Source organism: Nocardioides sp. (genome assembly GCF_036503465.1).
Classification (GTDB): domain Bacteria; phylum Actinomycetota; class Actinomycetes; order Propionibacteriales; family Nocardioidaceae; genus Nocardioides.
In genome coordinates, this window is the sequence record NZ_DASXWU010000057.1 from 62,981 (window position 1) to 80,316 (window position 17,336).

The window sequence follows — 17,336 nt, forward strand, 5'->3', positions numbered from 1 at the left end:
TGGGGTGCCCGACCCGGCGCCCCGGCCACCAGCACCGAGTGGGTCTCGGTTTCGGCGGGCGCGGGTCGGGTACGGGCGCCGCGTGGAGACGGGTGTGGAGCGGGAGGTCGCCCTGACCGTGGACGGCGTGCGCCGGACCGTCACCGTCGACACCCGGACCACCCTGCTGGACGCGCTGCGTGAGCGACTGGGCGTGACGAACCCGAAGAAGGGGTGCGACCACGGTCAGTGCGGTTCGTGCACGGTCCTTCTCGACGGTCGCCGGCATCTGACGTGTCTGTCGCTCGCGGTGGCGCACGACGACGCCGAGATCGTGACCGCCGGCGGGCTCGGCCGGCTGGCCGGCGCGTCGACGGACGAGAGCGACCGGCTCCATCCGGTGCAGGAGGCGTTCCTGGAGCGGGACGGGCTGCAGTGCGGCTACTGCACGCCGGGGCAGGTCTGCTCGGCGGTCGGGATGCTCGACGAGGCCAAGCAGGGTCATCCCAGCTACGTGACCGAGGACCTCGAGGAGAGCCCGGAGCTGACCGACGAGGAGATCCGGGAGCGGATGAGCGGCAACCTGTGCCGCTGCGGCGCGTACGTCAACATCCTGGCCGCGGTCCGCCAGGCGGCTCAGGACTCGGTGCGGCAGGGCTCGGTGTGAGGCAGCTGGAGTACCGCCGGCCGGCCGACGCCTCCGACGCGGTGGCGCTGGTCTCGGGTGACCCGGACGCGGCCTTCCTCGCCGGCGGCAGCAACCTGGTCGACCACCTCAAGCTCGGCGTCGCGTCGCCGGGACTCCTGGTCGACGTCACCCGGCTCCCGCTCGACACCATGGAGGTGTACGACGACCGGCTGCGGGTCGGCGCGAACGTGCGCAACAGCGACCTCGCCGCCCATCCGGTGATCCGTGCCCGGTACCCGGTGGTGGCCCGGGCGCTGCTCGCCGGCGCGTCCGGCCAGATCCGGCACCAGGCGACGACCGCCGGCAACCTGCTGCAACGGACCCGATGCGTCTACTTCCAGGACGTCACGACCCCGTGCAACAAGCGCGACCCCGGCAGCGGCTGCTCGGCCGTGGAGGGATACGGCCGGTACAACGCGATCCTCGGCACGTCGCCGGAGTGCGTGGCGGTGCATCCGTCGGACCTGGCCGTGGCGTTGTCGGCCGTCGACGCTGTGGCCGTCGTGCTCGGCGCCGACGGCGAACGCCGAATCCAGATCGCCGACCTGCACCGCCTGCCGGGGGACCGGCCCGACCGGGACACGGTGCTCCAGCACGGAGACCTGATCACGGCGGTGGAGCTGCCCCGGCTCGAGGTCGCGCGCTGGTCGACCTACCACAAGGTGCGGGACCGCGCGTCGTACGCCTTCGCGCTGGTCTCGGTGGCGGCCGCGCTGGAGCTCGACGGTGACGGCGCCGTGCGGGACGTGCGGCTCGCCTGGGGCGGTGTCGCCCACAAGCCGTGGCGGGCGAGTCGCGTCGAAGTCGCGTTGCGAGGACAGCAGTTCACGACCGAGCTGCTCCGGGAGGCCATGGAGGAGGAGCTCGCGGCCGCGGTGACCGGCGAGGAGAACGAGTTCAAGGTGTCGATGGTGCGCAACACGACCGAGCACGTGCTGGAGCAGCTTGCCCTGCAGAGCTCCACGAGAGGGGCGACGGGAGGCGCGGGATGACCGAGCTGATACCCGCGCCGGTGCCGCTCCGGGTGATCGGGACACCGCTGAACCGGGTCGACGGCCACGCCAAGGTGACCGGTTCCGCGGCGTACGCCGTCGAGCATCCGCTGGAGCACGCGGACGGCCCGCTGCACGCCTGGATGGTCCAGTCCACCGTCGCCAAGGGCCGGATCACCGAGGTCGACGCGGCCGCGGCGCTCGCGCAACCGGGAGTCGTCACCGTGCTCCACCACGGCAATGCCCCGCGACTGAGCGACACCGAGGACCGGGAGCTGACGGTGCTCCAGGACGACGAGGTCGGCTTCCGTGGCCAGGTGGTGGCGTGCGTCGTCGCCGAGTCGCCCGAGGCGGCGCGGGAGGGTGCCGCGCTGGTGCGGGTGACGTACGACGAGGAGCCGCACCGGGTCGAGATGACGCTGGACACCGAGCGCTACACGCCGGACAAGGTCAACCCGGCCTACCCGACCGACACCGAGGACGGCGACGTCGAGGCCGCTCTCGGCGACGCCGAGGTGGTCGTCGACCAGACCTACCGGACGCCGTACGAGCACAACAACCCGATGGAGCCGCACGCGACGATGGCGGTCTGGCACGACCAGCACGACGGGCCGCGGCTGCTGCTCTACGACTCCACGCAGAGCGTGCACTCGGTGGCGTCGACGCTCGGGTCGGTGATGGGGATCGAGCGGTCACGCGTGCATGTCGTGGCCCCGCACGTGGGCGGCGGGTTCGGCAGCAAGGGTCTGCCGCACTGCCATGTCGTGGTGGCGGCGCTGGCGGCGCGAGCGCACTCGGGTCGTCCGGTGAAGCTGGCGATGACGCGGCAGCAGATGTTCGCGCTCGCGGGCTACCGCACGGCCACCATCCAGCGGATCCGTCTCGGTGCCGATCGCGACGGGCAGCTCGCGGCCACCGACCACACGGTGGTCGAGCAGACCTCGGCGATCAAGGAGTTCGCCGAGCAGACGGCGACGATCACCCGGATGATGTACGCCTCGCCCGCCCGGCGCACCCGACACCGGCTGGTCGCCCTCGACGTGGCGGTGCCCTCCTGGATGCGCGCTCCCGGCGAGATGCCGGGTTCGGTCGGCCTCGAGATGGCGATGGACGAGCTGGCCTACGCGTGCGGCGTCGACCCGGTCGTGCTCCGGGAGCGCAACGACACCGACGTCGACCCGGGCTCCGGCAAGCCGTTCAACAACCGCCGTCTGGTCGAGTGTCTGCACCGCGGCGCCGAACGGTTCGGCTGGTCGGACCGGCCGGTGGAGCCGCGGTCCCTGCAGGACGGCGAGTGGTGGGTGGGCACGGGCGTCGCTTCGTCGACGTACCCGGCGTACGTGATGCCCGGCAACAGCGCGACCGTGCGGGCGCTGCCGGAGGGCCGGTACGCCGTGACGATCGGCGCGGTCGACATCGGCACCGGCGCGTGGACCGTCCTCACCCAGATCGCGGCCGACGCGCTGGCGTGCCCGCTCGAGGCCGTCGAGCTGGGGATCGGCGACAGCTCGCTGCCCTCCGCGTCGGTGGCCGGCGGGTCGTCCGGCACCAGCTCCTGGGGCAGCGCGATCGTGGCGGCCGCCCAGGCGTTCCGCGAGGAGCACGGCGCAGATCCGGCGCCCGGGGATACCACCACGGCGTCACCCGAGACCGTCCCGGCGCGGGAGGAGCACTCGATGCACTCCTTCGGCGCGGTGTTCGCCCGGGCTCGGGTGCACCGCTACACCGGCGAGATCCGGATCCCGCGGCTGCTCGGCGTCTACTCCGTCGGTCGTGTCGTCAACCCGACGACCGCGCGGTCCCAGCTCATCGGCGGGCTGACGATGGGCCTCGGCGCCGCACTCTTCGAGGAGTCCTACCGCGACCCGAGGTTCGGTCACGTGGTCACCCAGGACCTGGCCACCTACCACGTGGCCGCACACGCCGACGTCCTCGATGTCGACGCGGAGTGGCTGGACGAGGAGGACACCCTGGCCACGCCGATGGGGTCGCGGGGCATCGGCGAGATCGGCATCGTGGGCACGGCCGCCGCGGTCGCGAACGCGACGTACCACGCGACCGGTGTACGCGTCCGTGAGCTCCCGGTGACGGCCGACCGGTTCCTCTGAGCTGGCCGTTCTCGTCTGCCCGGTCTCGCGGGCTCAGTGGTTGCGGAGCGCGTCGACCAGCTCGCCCTTGGACATCTTCGAGCGACCGTCGATGCCGATCTCGCGGGCCCGCTGCATCAGGTCGTCCTTGCTCCACTCGTCGTACGACGGCGACGTCCCGCCCTTCCTGCCGACCCTCGTGCGCGACGACCGCGCGCCGGCGTTGGCTATCCGCGCCGCCTTCTCCTTGCTCTCGCCCTCGCGTCGGAGGGCCTCGTAGGTCTCGTCGTCCTTGACGGATGGACCCGGCTTCTTCGAACCCGGCATGCTCGCCTCACTCCCCTCATCAGGTGGTCATCAGGTGGTCATCAGGTGGTCATCAGGGGCGCATCGGTCTCCTGGGTGGGGTACCCGGGCGGGCGGGGATGATGCCGTCCGCGACGACCGGCGGTGTCAGGAGATACCCGGGGCGCCCGCCGCTGCGGGTGTGCAGCTGGCGACCGGTCACCGCGTCTGCCCAGGGGCCGGGTGGCGTGAGGGACGGTCGGTCCGCTCCGACAGCCACGAGGTCGGCCGTCAGCACGACGAACCCGAGGTAGGTTGCCGCGAACGGCAGCCTGCCGCTCACTCGGATCTGCGCGGATGTCAGCGCGGCGGTCAGTGCCGTGAGCCGCCGTTGCTGCGCGATCGACGCCGCGACCTGCCCGGCCACCTCGGCCCACGGCCGGGTCAGGTCGAGCGCGGCACCCCGGTGGAGGCGCGCGACGTACAGTCCGTGGGGGCAGGCGCGCCAGAGCTCCCGACGACCGACCTGGGGCCGCAGGCACAGCTCGCGGACTGCGGCTTCGTCGAAGAGCGTCGCGGTCGAGGTGGTGACCCCTGACCCCGCGATCCCCGTACGGAGCAGCAGTCGCGCCTGCTCGTCCGAGGAAAGGACGGACCGCAGGATGGCTGCGGCCTGGCGTCCACTCAGCATCGCCTGCTCAGTCCCACTCATCCGGCCACACGCTAGAGCCTGGAGGACCGTGCGGTCGGACCGTCGGGCCGGGCTGTGGAGGAGAGCCCGGCAGCCACCGAGATATCCCTCGTGGACTACGTCTTTGGGGGCACGTGCCCTCAAAGACGTACTCCAGGGGTGGCTCTCTGGGCAAAGGGTACGGATCAGCCGACGCGAGGAGGTCGGGAGATGGCGCGCGCGATCTGGCCCACGCGGACTCGTGTCGGCGGGAAGGACCTGGACATGGCGGTCAGCCTGGTCGAGTCGCTGACCACGGCGTGGGACTCGAAGAACTATCGGGACACGTACACCGAGCGGGTCGAGAAGCTGATCGACGCCAAGAGGAAGGACCGCGAGATCGTCGTCTCGGAGACCACGAGCAGCGAGAGGAGAAGGCCGGCGACCTGCTCGAGACCCTGCGGGCCTCCGTCGATGCCGCGAAGAACCACCGGGCCGGGAACACCCAGAACGTCACCGACCTCGAGTCCCGCAAGGCCGAGAAGAAGCCGGACGGCGGGAAGTCCGGCGCGAAGAAGAGCCCGGCCAAGAAGGGCACGGCCAAGAAGAGCACGGCCAAGAAGGCCGGCTCACGCCGCAAGGCCTCCTGACGCCCCCATGCGCTCCGGGACGTCAGCCGCCGGATTACGGTGACGGCGTGTCGTGGCAGCACTTCGAGCGGTTGGGGGCGGACTACGCGTCGGCGCGGCCGCCGTACCCGGCGGTTGTCTTCGAGGTGCTGAGGTCCGAGGGGGTCATCGGCGCCGGCCTGCGGGTTCTCGAGGTGGGCGCCGGGGCGGGTCTGGCGACCCGGGACCTGGTCGCGTCGGGCAGTGAGGTCGTCGCGCTCGAGCCCGGGCGCGACCTGGCCTCCTTGCTCGCGGAGGCGGTCACCGGCGTGGAGATCCTGACCAGCCGGCTCGAGGACGCCGACCTTCCGAGAGCGGCGTTCGACTCGGTCGTGGCTGCTACCTCCCTGCACTGGGTCGACCTCGCCGTAGCGCTCCCGAGGCTGCACGAGACGTTGCGCCCCGGCCGAGCGCTGGCCGTGTTCCGCACGATCTTCGGCGACGACGGGTACCGGACAGAGTTCCGGGACCGGGTCCAGCGGATCGTGTCCGAGCGGGAGACCGCGGAGCCTGAGACTCAACGGGAGGGCCGACCCACGATGGACGAGCTGTCGGCGGGCGGGTACTTCCGGCCCGTTCGCTCGGAACGCTGGCGGTGGAGCGTCGAGCTGACGACGGAGCATGTGACGCGGCTGTTCCGCACCTTCAGCAACTGGACGGAGGACGAGGTCCGAGCGGTGCAGGCGGCAGCCGAGGCGTGCGGTGGCATCGTCACCGAGCACTACCAGTCGGTGCTGCACGTGCTGCGCCGCCGTTGATCAGGGGTGGACCGGCCAGCCCTTCAGCAGGGCGCTAGCGGTCTCGGTCACCCCGTCCCGACGGGGCAGCTGCCGGCCGATGCGTTGCCGCTCCCGGGCGGACAGCAGGTCTCCCAGCTGCAGGAGCACCTGGTCCTTGAAGACGACGTGCATGCGGCACGCGAGCGTGAGCTGCTCGACGAGGTCGTCGAACTCCGCGTCGTCGGGTGAGACCTTCCCGAGCGCTGTGAGCAGGCCCCGGCACCTCTTGTTCGACTCGGCCGCCATCTCCGCCAGCCGCTCTCCGCTGGGCAGGGTCTTGCGCACCGCGGGCCAGAGGTACTGCATCCCGACGGACTGCTGCTCGGCGAGCGCCGCCCGGATCCGCTCGACCGTCGACCGGCGAGCCAGGCGCTGCTCGGCGGACCCGCCTTTGACAGCGCCCGGGGTCGCGGACAGCTGCTCCAGCAGCGCCTGCACCTGGTGGAGATCCCGATCGATCTCCTCGATCAGGTCGTGCTCCTCGTCGGCGTCCTCCACGTCGGTCGCGCGGCTCATCACACGCTCGTCCATGGTGCCTCCGTCGTCGGACCCCCCATGCCGGACGGGTACCCGATGACCCCGGCGTCATGCCTGGAGATGTCCCCACCGAGGTGCGTCATCCAGGGCGGTACCGGGTACCGGCGGAGTAACCACTTCTGAAGCCCCGGGGTATCGGACCACGAGGTGGCGAGGCCCGCCCGGCCAGATCGACTCTCCACAGTCCGCCAGGCGGGCCGACCACGTCGACCAGCTCGTTCATCGCATGTCCGGCCTGTCCCTGGGCACTCCCGGGAGTGGCAGAGTGGGGCCATGAACGAGGGTACGTGAACGAGCAGCGTCGAGACTCCGCGCGCGAGGCGGCGATGAACGCCGCCGACCGCGCCGAGAAGCTCGAGAAGCGACTCTCCGAGCTCGCGAACTCACGGGGGAGCAACCGGGAGGACCTCGAGCGAGCGCGAGCCGCGCTCGCCGCGGCGAAGGTCCGCGCGGCCACCGCGCACAAGCGAGCGGCGCAGCAGCACCGCGACTCCGCAGATCGCCACGAGCACGCCGCCGACCTCCTGGAGGCCGACGGCGAGCACGAACGTGCCGAGGCCCACCGGCAGGCGGCCACCAAAGACCGGGAGGCCGCCGACCAGGACGAGGAGGGGGCGGTAGAGGACCAACGACAGCCCCGGTCCTGACCAGCCGAGATCGCGCCCCGCGCTGCCTGAGCGCGGGGCGCGTGGGGACGTCGCCGTACGACGTGAGACCGGGCTCAGCCCGCTGCGGTGGGCTCCTCCTCCTCGGGCACCCGCGGCCCGGTGCCCACGAGGTGTCCGGTCCTGACAAGGTCCTCGGCCAGCTCGTAGAGCTTGATGTTGTGCGTCTGAGAGATCCGGCGCATCACGTTGAAAGCCGCATCGGCGTCGATGCCGAACCGCTCGATGAGGATGCCGGTCGCCTGCCCGAGGACGGTCCGGTGCTCGAGAGCAGTCGTCAGCTGGTCCTCCTTGATGGAGCTCGCGACAAGAGCGGCGGCATGGGCGGCCAGGATCTGTCCTTCGAGGATGTCCTCGGAACCGAACGCCGTCGCTCGCCGGGCGTAGAGGTTGAGCGCGCCGAGCGTGTCACGGTTGGTGAACAGCCGCAGGCTCAGCGACGACCGCACCCCGACCTCATCCGCCATGCGCCTTCCCCAGACGGGCCAGCGCTCGTCGGTGGCGAGATCCTGGGACGTGACCACCTCGTGGTTGCGCAGTGCGTCGTAGCACGGCCCCTGGGCCAGGTCGAACTGCAGGTCGTCGATCCGCCGCAGCAGTTCGTTGCTGGCGGCCAGGGTGCGGACACCGTGGCCGTCCAGGACCGAGACACCGGCGAGATCGCAGGAGGGCAACGCCTCCATGCACAGCTCCACGGCGCGATCCAGCGTGGAGTCGACCGTCGGGGCCGCCGCCATGTCACGCACGGCCTGGGCGATCGCGGAATTGAGGTCGCCAGCCACGGGGTCACTCCGGAAGGACTCCCCAGACCCGTCCGGCTGCTCGGACATGGAAGGGCAGTCCCGATGTTAGCCCCAGGTCAAGCGCGGTGGGAGTCTCGTGGGACGGTCACTCCTCAGCCGATGCGGGACGCCGGAGAGGCTTCGTCGCAGGACCCTCGAGCACCTCGCCGTCGGGGGCGAACCGGGAGCCGTGCAGGGGGCAGTCCCAGGAGCGCTCCGCGTCGTTCCAGCGGAGGGTGCCGCCGAGGTGGCTGCAGATGGCCACCACCGAGCAGTGGCGACCGTCCACCAGCGCCCTGCCCTCGGGCCGGGCTCCTCGTCGTACGACGACACCCTCGCCCTCGGCCGGCTCGCGAGGCGTGCTCAGCTGCGCCCGGGCCAGGTCGCCCACCAGATGGACCCCGACGGCTGCGTTCAGCCGTGCGATCTCGATGGCTCCGCTGGGGCGCGTGATGCGACGCGAGATCGGACGCTGCCAGGTGGCCCGATGGCCGTGGATCTGCTTGGCCAGGGAGATCCCGGCGGCGACACCATTGGTGAGACCCCACTTGCCGTAGCCGGTGGCCAGGTAGATGTGACCGCGTCCGCGGGGGAGGGCGCCGATGAACGGCAGCCCGTCGTGGGAGGAGTAGTCCTGGGCCGACCACGCATGGGTCTCGCCCGCGCCGGGGAACCAGGTCGTGGTCCACTCGCGGAGCGCGTCGAGACACGCGATCGTCGAGCTCGTCCTGCCGACGGTGTGTCCCTGGCCGCCGATCAGGAGGAGAGGTCCGGCGCCCGTCGGCGCGTCGCGGACCGAGCGCGTCGGCGAGCCGGCCGACAACAGCATCAGCTCCGGAGGCGACTCGTAGCGGAAGGCCAGCGCGTAGGAGCGGTCCGGCTCCACCTTCGCGAAGTACAGGCCGCGGTCGAGGATCGGGACGCCGGTGGCGAGGACGACGTTCTCGGCGTGCACGCGGCTCCCGTCGTTGAGATCCACGGCGGACGGGTCGGTCAGCGGAGCACCGATCACGCGTCGCCCGGTCACCACGGTGCCGCCTTCCCGGCGTACCTCACGGGCGAGCGCCTCGCAGACGTCCATCGCGTCGAGCTGGGCCTGGTCGTCGAGCACTGTGCCGCCCTCGTGCGTGAACGGTACGTCGAGGTCGCGGCGCCAGGTGACGTCGAGGCCGAGACGCTGGGCGGCCTCGTGCTCGTCACGGGCGGCGCCGAGGCTGTCCTGGTCGGCGGCGTAGGTGACGGCGGGCCGCCGCTGGTAGGGCACACCGTGGTCGTCACAGAAGCGGAGCAGCCACGCCTGCCCTTCGCGGTTGGCCTCGACGTACGCCTCTGCGACCCTCTCGGACTGGCGCTCGAGGATGCGGGAGAGGCGGGTCCCCTGGAGCAGGGACACCTTGCCGGTCGTGTTGCCGGTGGTGACCGCGCCGACCTCGCGCGCCTCGATGACCGCGACGCTCCGGCCCGACCGGGCCAGGAGCAGCGCGGTGGCGAGGCCGGTGATGCCGGCCCCGACGACGACGTCGTCGTAGCGCTCGGCCAGGTCGGTGTCGGTCTCGATCACGGGACGGTCGCGCCACAGGGACGTCGGAGTGCTCGGCCTACCGGTCATGCCGACACGTACCCAGGGCGCGAAGGGCGACACTTCCGCCCTCCGGCATGAGCCCGGTCCGCCCGGGGAACCGTCCAGGCATGGGCGACCTGCTGGAGGTCTACCGCCGGAAGCGGGACTTCACGCGAACCCCCGAGCCTGCAGGGGCGACCGGGTGGTCGCCGGACGGACGCCGCTTCGTCGTGCAGCGGCACCGCGCGCGCCGTCTGCACTACGACCTGCGGTTCGAGGTCGACGGGGTGCTCGTCAGCTGGGCCGTTCCCAAGGGACCGACTCTGGATCCGACGGTCCGGCGGCTCGCGATGCACGTCGAGGACCACCCGGTCGAGTACCTCCACTTCGAGGGCGTCATCCCGGAAGGGGAGTACGGCGGGGGTGACGTCATCGTGTGGGACACCGGCACCTGGGAGCCGGTCAAGGCCGACGACCCGCACGCCGCCATCGAGGGCGGCGAGCTGCACGCCGAGGTGCACGGCGAGAAGCTCCACGGTCGTCTCGTGCTGGTACGCCGTGGCGGCGACGAGGGTGCGGACCCGTGGATGCTGCTGCACAAGCGGGACCAGTACGCGGTGGAAGGCTGGGACCCGGAGGAGCACCCGCGGTCGGTGCTCAGCGGCCGCACGAACGACGAGGTCAAGGCGGACCCGGACCGCATGTGGCGCTCCGACGTCCCGGCCGCCGAGGCGAGCGTGTCGCTGCTCCCGGAGTCGCTGCCCGACGAGGCCATCGACGAGCTCGAGGCGCTCGGCACGCAGGGGACCTGGGAGGTGTTCGGGCGTCGTTTGAAGGTGACCAACCTCGACAAGGTGCTCTTCCCCGGCGACCCGCCGGTGACGAAGCGGGAGCTCCTCGCCTATGCGGCACGGATCGCACCGGTGGCCCTGCCCTATCTCGAGGGCCGGCCGCTGAACCTGCACCGCTACCCGGACGGCGCGGACCGGAAGGGCTTCTGGCACAAGCAGCGGCCCCGGCACGCACCGAGCTGGCTCGGATCCTGGGACAACCCCGAGGCCGACCGCGGCGAGACCACGACGTACGTCGTCGCCGACGAGCCGGCAGCCCTTGTCTGGACCGCGAACTTCGGCGCGCTCGAGTGGCATCCGTGGACGTCCCGCGCCGAGGCGCCGCACGCGCCGACGTACGCCCTGATCGACCTCGACCCCGGCGAGCGGACCAGCTGGGCCGACCTGATGGCGCTGGCCCGGCTGCACCGCACGGCCCTGGACCACCGGGGCGTCACCGCGCGGGCGAAGGTGACCGGTCGCCGCGGCATCCAGATCTGGGTGCCGATCGCCGAGGGCTACTCGTTCGACGAGACCCGCGGCTGGGTCGAGCGGCTCTCGCGGACGGTCGGGCAGGTGGTGCCGGAGCTGGTCAGCTGGAAGTGGGAGGTGAAGGAGCGCAAGGGACTGGCCCGGCTGGACTACACGCAGAACGCGATCAACAAGACCCTGGTGGCGCCGTACTCACCGCGGCCCGCGGCCGGTGCGCCGGTGTCGGTGCCGATCGCCTGGGACGAGCTCGACGACCCCGACCTGCGGCCGGACCGCTGGACGATCCGCACCGTCCTGGACCGGCTGGCGAAGCGGGGCGACCCCTTCCGCGCTTTGCTCGGCACCGCACAGCGACTGCCCGAGATCACCTGAGCCGCCGATCAGCCGCCGGTCAGCCGCCTGCGCCCTGGACCACCTGGCTCGCGACGTCACGCAGCTTGAGGTGGCTGGTGTTGCTGAGGCGGACCAGGTGCTGGAAGGCCTCGTCGGCGGTGCAGTGCTTGGCGGCCATCACGATCCCCTTGGCCTGCTCGATCATCGACCGCGAGGCCAGCGCGCTGTGCATGTCGTCGCCCAGCGCCTCGAGGTGGTTGCGCAGGCCCATCTCCTGGAGGACGGAGCTCACGGACGCCGCGAGGATTTCCGCGCGCTCCACGAGCTCGGGCGTCGCCTCCAGCACGTTGGGCAGGTACACCGCCAGCACGCCCTCGACCTCGTCGCCGTGCCCCAGGGGGAGGGCGGCGGCCGACACCAGGCCGGCCGCGAACGCCGGCACCGGAGGTGGCTTCCATCGTGGGTCCCGGTGCACGTCGGCCGACACGATCGTCCGACCGGCGTCGTAGGCCGCGTGTACCGGCCCGGTCCCGGACGCGAGCTGCCATCCGTCCAGGTCCTGCGCCTCGGATGACGAGGACGCGACGCCCGTCGGGGCGCTCGGCGGACCGAGCACCACCGAGACGGACACGTTTCCCCCGAGCGCCTCGGAGACGACGTACGCCGTGTGCTGGAGCACGTCTCGAGGATCGGACCAGGTGGCCGACAACGTGAACAGCTTGACCAGGGCGTCGGCGAGCGGAGCGTGTGACTCGATGGTCTCAGGGTTGTTCGGCAGGCTCTGACCCAGCAGCAGCCAGGTCACCTCGCCGGGTACCTGTGAGGTCGGGGACACCGAGGCGGTCACGTCGACGGTGTGGCCCCGCAGCCGGAGCCGCACACGCCGGGTGCTGGTGACCCCGCGGCGTACCGCATCGTTGAGGACCGTCCGCAGACCCGCACGGTCGGACTCGTCCACCAGGGCGAAGAGCGGCTTGCGCAGGAGGTGCGCGATGGGGACACCGACCAGCGCGGCGCCGGCAGGGTTGATCGAGCGCAGCTGGCCGGAATTGTCGGTGGTGAGCACCGGTACCGGCAGCGCAGAGAGCATCCGCTCGTGGCGCCAGCGCAGGAGCTGCTCGCTCTCGAGGAGGCGGGCGACCTCCTCCTGCTGCGACCTGACCTCCTCGTCGGCGACGCGCAGCTCCTCGACGGCGGTCCCGAGGTCCTGGAGGAGGATCTCGAGCTGGACCCCCTTGCCACTCTGCTGGATGTTCGTGAGGCGTTGCTGCAGCTCGGCGATCTCCGCCGAGAAGACGCTCTCACCCATCGACGTCACCTCCTACCGTCTGTGGGAGACTGATGCATTCACCATGTCGCGCTCATCCACGAGTGTGTCTCAGTTCGCCGCTGCACTCCATCCCGTACCCCTTGAGGTGGGCGATGACTGACGAATCGCGGGACCTCATCGTGGTGGGCGCCTCGGCAGGAGGCGTGGAGGCACTGCGCTCGCTGGTGATGGGGCTGCCGGAGGACTTCCCGGCTTGCGTCGTGGTGGTGCTGCACGTGCCGGCCAACTCGCCCAGCGCCCTACCGTCGATCCTGCGCCGCGCGACGAACCTCTCGGTCAAGCAGGCGGCGTCCCACGACCGGTTGACGCCGGGCACCGTCCTGGTCGCCCCGCCGGACCACCACGTCATCGTGTACGACGACTCGATCACGCTGTCGCACGGTCCGCGCGAGAACGGGCACCGCCCGGCCGTCGACGTGTTGTTCCGCTCGGCGGCCCGCACTCGGGGCAACCGCGTGGTCGGTGTGGTGCTCTCCGGAGGGTTGGACGACGGTGCGGCCGGCCTGCTGGCGATCTCTCAGCGCGGTGGGGCGTGCGTCGTGCAGGACTTCGACGACGCGCTCCACGACAGCATGCCGCGAGCGGCGGCGACCGCGGTTCCCGAATGCCTCGTCGCACCGATGGCCAAGATGGGAGAGGTGCTGCAGGACCTGGTGAAGCAACCGACTCCTCGGGGCGACGACCCGCCCGAGCTGATGGAGGTGGAAACTGCCATGGCCCAGATGGATCCCTCGGCGATGCACGAGGACCAAAGACCTGGTCAGCCGTCAGGTTTCGCCTGTCCCGACTGCCACGGCGTCCTGTTCGAGATCGACGACGGGTCACTCCTGCGTTTCCGCTGCCGCGTGGGGCACGCCTGGTCGCCGGAGAGCCTGGTGGTCCAGCAGTCGACCGACCTCGAGTCGGCGCTGTGGATGGCACTGCGCAACCTCGAGGAGAAGTCGGCTCTCACACGCCGTCTGGCCAGCCGGGCCCTCGAGCGGGGCCACGGGCTGACCTCCAACTACCTGGTCGAGGAGGCGGACGAGGCGATGCGTGCCGCCGAGCTGCTGCGCGAGCTCATCCAGCGGCTCGCCGAGAACCAGTCCCAGGCCACCGGTTGAACCCAGGCCCGGTGGGACATGATGGGGACCCAGCGTCCCATCACGTCTCATCCCGGGAGGTTCCGTGGCCGCGTCGGCTGATCCGGCGTTCGAGTCCCTGCTCGTTCACCTGAGGGACGAGCGGGGGTTCGACTTCACCGGATACAAGCGCGCCAGCCTGGAACGCCGGGTCCGCCGCCGGATGGACTCGTTGTCCATCGGGTCGTTCGAGGACTACCACGACCACCTGCTCGTCCATCAGGACGAGTTCACGGCGCTGTTCAACACGATCCTGATCAACGTCACCAGCTTCTTCCGCGATCCCGATGCCTGGACGTACCTCGCCGAGGACCTGCTGCCCGACCTTCTGCGGCGTCGCGAGGGTCAGACGCTGCGCGCCTGGAGCGCCGGGTGCGCCTCGGGAGAGGAGGCGTACACGCTGGCGATGCTCTTCGCCGAGGCGCTGGGGCTCGACGCGTTCCGCGACCGGGTGAAGATCTACGCCACCGACGTCGACGAGGACGCGCTCACCCACGCCCGCCACGCGACGTACACACCGCGCGAGCTGAGCCCGGTGCCGGAGGCGATGCGCGAGAAGTACTTCGAGCCGGCCGGCAGCCGGTTCGTCTTCCGCAAGGAGCTGCGGCGCTCGGTGATCTTCGGGCGCAACGACATCGTGCAGGACGCGCCCATCTCGCACGTCGACATCCTCACCTGCCGCAACACGCTGATGTACTTCAACGCCGAGACCCAGGCGCAGGTGCTCAACCGCATGCACTTCGCACTCCGGCCCGACGGGGTGCTCTTCCTCGGCAAGGCGGAGATGCTGCTGAGCCACTCGTCGTACTTCCGCGCGATCGAGCTGAAGCGCCGCTTCTTCCGCAAGATCCCCAGCGAGCCACGGGACCGCCGGCCGATAGCGGCGGTCGGCGTCGACAACCTCTCGGAGGACGAGGACCTGGACGTGACGCGACTGCGCCACGCGGCGCTGATGCAGTCGCCGGCGGCGCAGATCGCGCTCGACCAGGACGGCCGACTGGCGGTCTGCAACAACCGGGCGATCCATCTCTTCGGGCTCTCGCAGCGCGACATCGGCCGCCCGATCCAGGACCTGGAGATGTCCTACCGGCCGATCGAGCTGCGCAGCCACATCGAGGAGGCGCTGAACCAGCGCCGGGCGATCTGGGTCCGCGACGTGACGCTGTTGCGCGGGCCGGGGGAGCAGGTCTCGATCGACATCCAGTTCATCCCGCTGTCGGACGAGTCCGGGAGCCCGCTGGGCGTCACGGTGATCTTCAATGACGTCACGCAGTACCGCCAGCTGCAGAACGACCTGCAGTACGCCAACCGGCAGCTCGAGACGGCGTACGAGGAGCTGCAGAGCACGAACGAGGAGCTCGAGACCACCAACGAGGAGCTGCAGAGCACCGTCGAGGAGCTCGAGACCACCAACGAGGAGCTGCAGAGCACCAACGAGGAGCTCGAGACGATGAACGAGGAGCTGCAGTCGATGAACGACGAGCTCCAGTTCAGCAACGAGGCCCTGCGCGACCGGCAGGACGAGCTGGACCACCTCAACGACTTCATGTCCTCGGTGCTGGGAAGCATGAACTCCGGTGTCGCCGTCGTCGACTCGACCATGAAGGTGCTCGCCTGGAACGCCCGCGCCGAGGACCTGTGGGGCGTGCGGACGGACGAGGCCATCGGCTCACATCTGTTCGACCTGGACATCGGGCTGCCCCTGGACTCGCTCCGGCAGCCGATCCGCGAGCAGCTCGACTCCGAGCCTCCGGAGTCGGCCTCGACCACCATGAAGGCCGTCAACCGGCGCGGCCGCGCCATCGAGGTGAAGGTCACCCTGACGCATCTGGAGCAGCAGACGGCGTCCCCGGCGGCGATGCTGGTGATGGACGTCCTCGACGACGAGATCGGTTCGGGGACCGGGCGCGCGCGTGTGTGAACCACGCTCCGGTCGACCTACCATGGGATCGCGGCCGGGTCCGAGCATTGGACCGAGAGCGGCGTACGGAACGGCGCCAGCATGTCTCGTGCGCGTGCGCCACGAAACCCCGAACCCCACGTCCTGGCGCTGAGTGGCGCCTGGGATCTCTCCGGACGCGACGAGCTGGCCGCACTCCTGTTCGGCGTCGTCCGCTCCACGCCGCAGCACGTCGTGCTCGACCTCACCGACGCCGCGGTCGTCGACTGCGGCTGCATCGCGATGATCGGGCACTGCGCGCAACGGCTCCGCGTCCGTGGTGGCGCGATGTCGATCGTGCTGCCGTCCCCAGCGGCCAGGCGCATCCTCGACGCCTCCGGGCTCGCCGGAGCCGTTCCGTTCTTCGACACTGTGGACGCCGCCCGCGCGCCGCTGACCGCCACGCCGGAGTCGCTCGTCTGACGCACCCCTGGTCGAGGGAGGCGAAAGTCTACGTTTCATTCTCGTCGGGTCGATATCGGATCCAGCGGTTTTCCACACCGGGCTTCGGTGGTGGACGGAATTCGGGTTTGTGGTCGTCGGGGTTGAGCCGGACTTGCCAGGGGGAGTCGTGGATGACTCGATGATGGTGGCCGCACAACAAGACCAGGTTTTCGAGTTTCGTTTCGCCGCCGAGGATCCAGTGCCGGATGTGGTGGGCGTGACACATCAGCGGCGGCCGGTCACAGCCGGGGAACGCGCAGTGCCGGTCCCGGATCACCAGGGCGGCCCAGATCGCGACGGTGACCAGCCGCCGGGCCCGGCCCACATCCAGGGGCTCACCGCGGCTGCCGAGGACGGCGGGGATGATCTCGGCGTCACAGGCCAACCGGCGGATGGCGGCCACGGACAGGTCGGTGCCGTCCCCGCTCACCCCGGACACGCCGACCCCGATTCCGACTGTGCCCGGCCACCGCGGTGTCGGCGAGACCGTTCTTCAAGCTGTCGAGGTCGATGGTGACCATCAGCCGGGCCGGGGCGCCGTGCGAGGCCGGGGGGAGGTCGGTGTCCAGGGCGTGCTGGGCGGTGGCGACCAGGGCGTCCCAGAGCCGGGTGCCGTGGTCACGCGGGTCGGGCACCAGCTCGCCGTCGTGGTCGTCGACCGCCGGAGCCGGTGCCGTCAACGGCAACAACGCGGCTTTCAACAGGGCGCCGTCCTCGGCGCAGCCGCGGCCCCTGACCCGGACCCCGCCGGCACCATCGGCAGCGATCGACAGGCACCGGCCCAGGTGGACGGCGCGTTCCTCCCGCACCCCGCCTGCCCCACCAACGTGCGTTCACCACGGCGACGCACGGCCTCCCCGACCGGCAGAGTCTCGATGGACTTGACGATGACGTCGGCCTGTTCCGGCGACACCCGCCCCGCGACCAGGGCTTCCCGGGTCGCGGTCAGGGGTCGGGTCAGGGCGTGGGCGCGGGCCACGACCCGACGTCCCTCGCCCTGGCGCAGCCCGCCCAGGTGGGTCACCCAGGCCTGGGTCGAGGCGTGGTGCAGCCTCTGCTTGGCGAGGTCGCGGGTGTCGGCCTCCGCGACGGCCCCGGCCTGCACCGCGGCGAGCGCGGCCCGCGCCTGCTCGACCAGCTCCACGGTCGCGACC

At 71.0% G+C, this 17,336-nt stretch carries 19 protein-coding genes; 10 read left to right on the forward strand and 9 right to left on the reverse strand.

Translation table 11 applies throughout. The features are described 5' to 3' along the window. Positions 1–82 precede the first annotated feature (82 nt). From VGK78_RS11195 to VGK78_RS11205, 3 genes are read left to right on the forward strand one after another with little or no spacing between them, the layout of a single operon-like run. On the forward strand, positions 83–646 hold the full coding sequence (locus tag VGK78_RS11195) for a 2Fe-2S iron-sulfur cluster-binding protein (protein ID WP_331527713.1): 564 nt from the start codon (positions 83–85) through the stop codon (positions 644–646). Then, positions 643–1,659, forward strand: a complete 1,017-nt coding sequence (locus VGK78_RS11200) for an FAD binding domain-containing protein (RefSeq protein ID WP_331527714.1) — start codon at positions 643–645, stop codon at positions 1,657–1,659. The genes VGK78_RS11195 and VGK78_RS11200 overlap by 4 nt, the downstream gene beginning before the upstream one ends. Beyond that, positions 1,656–3,767 (forward strand): xanthine dehydrogenase family protein molybdopterin-binding subunit, encoded by a 2,112-nt coding sequence (locus VGK78_RS11205; protein ID WP_331527715.1) that lies wholly within the window; start codon positions 1,656–1,658, stop codon positions 3,765–3,767. The genes VGK78_RS11200 and VGK78_RS11205 overlap by 4 nt, the downstream gene beginning before the upstream one ends. A 33-nt stretch (positions 3,768–3,800) precedes the next feature. Here the strand turns inward: VGK78_RS11205 and VGK78_RS11210 are convergent, their stop codons facing one another. Then, positions 3,801–4,073, reverse strand: a complete 273-nt coding sequence (locus VGK78_RS11210) for a DUF7218 family protein (RefSeq protein ID WP_331527716.1) — start codon at positions 4,071–4,073, stop codon at positions 3,801–3,803. Between the two features lie 52 nt (positions 4,074–4,125). Continuing rightward, entirely contained in the window at positions 4,126–4,743 is a 618-nt protein-coding gene (locus VGK78_RS11215; protein ID WP_331527717.1) for a hypothetical protein, read from the reverse strand. 278 nt (positions 4,744–5,021) lie between these two features. On the opposite strand from VGK78_RS11215, the gene VGK78_RS11220 reads away from it, so the two are divergent. Both VGK78_RS11220 and VGK78_RS11225 read left to right on the forward strand, forming a co-directional pair. Continuing rightward, positions 5,022–5,351 carry a hypothetical protein gene (locus VGK78_RS11220; RefSeq protein ID WP_331527719.1) on the forward strand — a complete coding sequence of 110 codons (330 nt, stop codon included), beginning with the start codon at positions 5,022–5,024 and terminating at the stop codon, positions 5,349–5,351. 47 nt (positions 5,352–5,398) lie between these two features. Beyond that, positions 5,399–6,127, forward strand: a complete 729-nt coding sequence (locus VGK78_RS11225) for a class I SAM-dependent methyltransferase (RefSeq protein WP_331527720.1) — start codon at positions 5,399–5,401, stop codon at positions 6,125–6,127. Here VGK78_RS11225 and VGK78_RS11230 read toward each other — a convergent pair whose 3' ends face one another. Next, on the reverse strand, positions 6,128–6,679 hold the full coding sequence (locus tag VGK78_RS11230; protein ID WP_331527721.1) for a hypothetical protein: 552 nt from the start codon (positions 6,677–6,679) through the stop codon (positions 6,128–6,130). It abuts the gene before it with no gap. 293 nt (positions 6,680–6,972) lie between these two features. Here VGK78_RS11230 and VGK78_RS11235 point away from each other — a divergent pair, with 293 nt between their 5' ends. Continuing rightward, complete coding sequence (locus VGK78_RS11235; protein ID WP_331527722.1) at positions 6,973–7,332, forward strand: hypothetical protein; 360 nt, start codon at positions 6,973–6,975, stop codon at positions 7,330–7,332. Positions 7,333–7,406: 74 nt separating this feature from the next. Here VGK78_RS11235 and VGK78_RS11240 read toward each other — a convergent pair whose 3' ends face one another. Both VGK78_RS11240 and VGK78_RS11245 read right to left on the reverse strand, forming a co-directional pair. Beyond that, positions 7,407–8,132, reverse strand: coding sequence for a GAF and ANTAR domain-containing protein (locus VGK78_RS11240; protein ID WP_331527723.1), 726 nt, complete (start codon positions 8,130–8,132; stop codon positions 7,407–7,409). A 106-nt stretch (positions 8,133–8,238) separates the two neighbouring features. Beyond that, positions 8,239–9,741 carry an FAD-dependent oxidoreductase gene (locus VGK78_RS11245; RefSeq protein ID WP_331527724.1) on the reverse strand — a complete coding sequence of 501 codons (1,503 nt, stop codon included), beginning with the start codon at positions 9,739–9,741 and terminating at the stop codon, positions 8,239–8,241. A gap of 80 nt (positions 9,742–9,821) precedes the next feature. Between VGK78_RS11245 and VGK78_RS11250 the strand changes: the two genes are divergently transcribed. Then, positions 9,822–11,387, forward strand: coding sequence for a DNA polymerase ligase N-terminal domain-containing protein (locus VGK78_RS11250; protein WP_331527725.1), 1,566 nt, complete (start codon positions 9,822–9,824; stop codon positions 11,385–11,387). 19 nt (positions 11,388–11,406) lie between these two features. On the opposite strand, the gene VGK78_RS11255 is transcribed toward VGK78_RS11250, so the two are convergent. Continuing rightward, positions 11,407–12,657, reverse strand: coding sequence for an ANTAR domain-containing protein (locus VGK78_RS11255; RefSeq protein ID WP_331527726.1), 1,251 nt, complete (start codon positions 12,655–12,657; stop codon positions 11,407–11,409). A gap of 113 nt (positions 12,658–12,770) precedes the next feature. Here VGK78_RS11255 and VGK78_RS11260 point away from each other — a divergent pair, with 113 nt between their 5' ends. From VGK78_RS11260 to VGK78_RS11270, 3 genes are all read left to right on the forward strand, one after another. Then, positions 12,771–13,781: a chemotaxis protein CheB gene (locus tag VGK78_RS11260; RefSeq protein WP_331527727.1), complete on the forward strand. Its 1,011-nt coding sequence runs from the start codon at positions 12,771–12,773 to the stop codon at positions 13,779–13,781. A 64-nt stretch (positions 13,782–13,845) separates the two neighbouring features. Further along, positions 13,846–15,720, forward strand: a complete 1,875-nt coding sequence (locus VGK78_RS11265) for a CheR family methyltransferase (RefSeq protein WP_331527728.1) — start codon at positions 13,846–13,848, stop codon at positions 15,718–15,720. Between the two features lie 81 nt (positions 15,721–15,801). After that, positions 15,802–16,161, forward strand: a complete 360-nt coding sequence (locus VGK78_RS11270) for an STAS domain-containing protein (RefSeq protein WP_331527729.1) — start codon at positions 15,802–15,804, stop codon at positions 16,159–16,161. Between the two features lie 28 nt (positions 16,162–16,189). Here the strand turns inward: VGK78_RS11270 and VGK78_RS11275 are convergent, their stop codons facing one another. From VGK78_RS11275 to VGK78_RS11285, 3 genes are all read right to left on the reverse strand, one after another. Continuing rightward, positions 16,190–16,585 carry an HNH endonuclease signature motif containing protein gene (locus VGK78_RS11275; RefSeq protein WP_331527730.1) on the reverse strand — a complete coding sequence of 132 codons (396 nt, stop codon included), beginning with the start codon at positions 16,583–16,585 and terminating at the stop codon, positions 16,190–16,192. Then, a complete protein-coding gene (locus VGK78_RS11280) occupies positions 16,557–16,991 on the reverse strand; it encodes a DUF222 domain-containing protein (RefSeq protein WP_331527731.1) in 435 nt (144 codons plus the stop codon). Before VGK78_RS11280 ends, VGK78_RS11275 begins: the two co-directional genes overlap by 29 nt. Further along, positions 16,880–17,336, reverse strand: a 457-nt coding sequence (locus tag VGK78_RS11285; RefSeq protein ID WP_331527732.1) for a DUF222 domain-containing protein, incomplete at its 5' end; no start/stop codon positions are given. The genes VGK78_RS11280 and VGK78_RS11285, both read right to left, overlap by 112 nt.